The sequence below is a fragment of the Zoogloea oleivorans genome (assembly GCF_008107625.1).
GTDB classification, from domain to species: domain Bacteria; phylum Pseudomonadota; class Gammaproteobacteria; order Burkholderiales; family Rhodocyclaceae; genus Zoogloea; species Zoogloea oleivorans.
The window spans coordinates 1-1,861 of sequence record NZ_SDKK01000083.1 but is presented as its reverse complement, the minus strand read 5'-3'; the positions used below and the strand labels follow the sequence as shown (position 1 = coordinate 1,861).

The window sequence follows — 1,861 nt, the reverse complement described above, 5'->3', positions numbered from 1 at the left end:
CCTGAATCCGTGACCAGAACCGCCCAATCCCTTGACTGGCACGGGTTCCGGGCGTTTTTCCGCTCACCCGCCGGGTGAAGTCGGCGGGCATTTGAGATAATGACGGCCTTGCCCCCGCCACCGCCGCCATGCCCGACTTTCAAATCAAGCGCCTGCCCTACAACCTGACGGCGCACGCCGGATTGTCGCTGGTGGGGCAATACCTCAAGCGCTTTGCGCAGATCGACCAGGTCATCGATCCGCGTTTCCCCATTGCCGGCAAGGGGGGCATTGGGACCAGTTCTCTGCTCAAGGCCTATGTCGGGCTGCTGTGCAGCGGGAAGTCCGACTTTGACGCCATCGAATCCTTGCGCGGCGACGCCTTCTTCCGCGATGCGCTGGACCTCTCGACGGTACCGTCCTCGCCGACGCTGCGCCAACGCATGGACGCCCTGGGCGAGGCCGGCGACAGCGCACTGAGGGCGCTGGACGAGGCCAACGAGCGCCTCCTGGCGCGCGCCAAACCGACCCTCACGCCGCTCTCCACCGGCCATCTGGCGCTGGACTTCGATGTCTTCACCCTCGACAACAGCGGCACGAAGAAGGAAGGCGTGGGGCGCACCTACATGGGCTTCGACGGCTATGCGCCGATTGCCGGCTATCTGGCCGAGGAAGGCTACTGCCTCGGGCTCGAACTGCGCCCCGGCACCCAGCATTCGGCCTCGGAGACGCCGGATTTCCTGCGCCGCCTGCTGCCGCGCGCGCGGGCGGTGACGGCGCTGCCGCTCCTGGTGCGCGCCGACTCGGGCTTCGATGGCGCCGCGATCTTCGTGGCTCTGGCCGCCGCGCGCGAAGCGGGGCCGGTGGACTGGCTGGTCAAGTGGAACCCGCGCCGTTTCAAGGTGGCCACCCTCCACGAGCGCCTCGCCGCGGACCCTGCCACCGTCTGGTCGCATCCGCGCGCGGGCAAGCGCGAAACGTACGTTGTCGAACCCCTCACCCGCAAATTCGCCGGGACCAAAGTCACGATGCACCGGGTGATGCATCTGATTGAGCGCACGATCGATCGCGACGGCCAGATCCTACTGATGCCCGATCTCGAGATCGAAGGCTGGCTCACCAGCCTTGAACTGCCCGTCGCCGAGATCGTCGCGCTGTACCAGGCACACGGCACCCATGAGCAGTTTCACTCCGAGTTCAAGACCGATCTGGACCTGGAGCGCCTGCCTTCGGGCAAATTCGCCACCAACGATCTGGTGCTGTCCCTGGCCGTGCTGGCCTTCAACATTCTGCGCGCCATCGGCCAGGCGACCCTGATCGAGCCCGACAGCCCGGTTCGCCACCCCGCCAAGCGGCGGCGCCTGAAGACCGTGATGCAGGAAATCATCGGCGTCGCCGCCCGCGTCATCACGCATGCCCGGCGTCTGACCTTGGGCCTTGGCCAGCGCTGCGCCGCCTTCACCGTGTTCGAGCGTCACTACCAGACCCTGCTCCAGTTCTCCGGCTGAGGCACTTCCCCGTGGGTCGCCATTCGATGCCGCCAGGCAGGTGAACGCTCGTCCGTCCATAGCGAAAGCCGGCGCAAGCCCGGATTTGGCCGTGCAAACACGCGTCAATTTTGTCTGGCGATGCGGTTTCATGCGAAATACGGGCTCAAGTTTCAATTCAAAACCCATTTCACGGCGCTATGCGGACAGCCTGCCAGGCGCGAAAGTGGCGGCCACGGATTCAGGTTCGAGCTCAACACCGGTGGCCGTGATCTTGAAATTAAGCATGTTTCCTATCGTTGTACGTCTAAGGAGCGTTTATTTTCTTGGTCAGTCGAGCGGCACAGGACGCCCCAATTATCTCACGACTACTCACGCAACTAACTTGGGCTGCC

Annotated in this window: 2 protein-coding genes; both read left to right on the top strand. The window is 64.4% G+C overall.

From position 1 onward, the window contains the following. The first annotated feature begins 128 nt into the window (after nt 1-128). On the top strand, nt 129-1,487 hold the full coding sequence (locus ETQ85_RS25815) for an IS1380 family transposase (protein ID WP_148578422.1): 1,359 nt from the start codon (nt 129-131) through the stop codon (nt 1,485-1,487). A gap of 91 nt (nt 1,488-1,578) precedes the next feature. Then, nucleotides 1,579-1,861: hypothetical protein (locus ETQ85_RS26785; RefSeq protein ID WP_222862324.1), on the top strand; the 283-nt coding region annotated here is incomplete at its 3' end.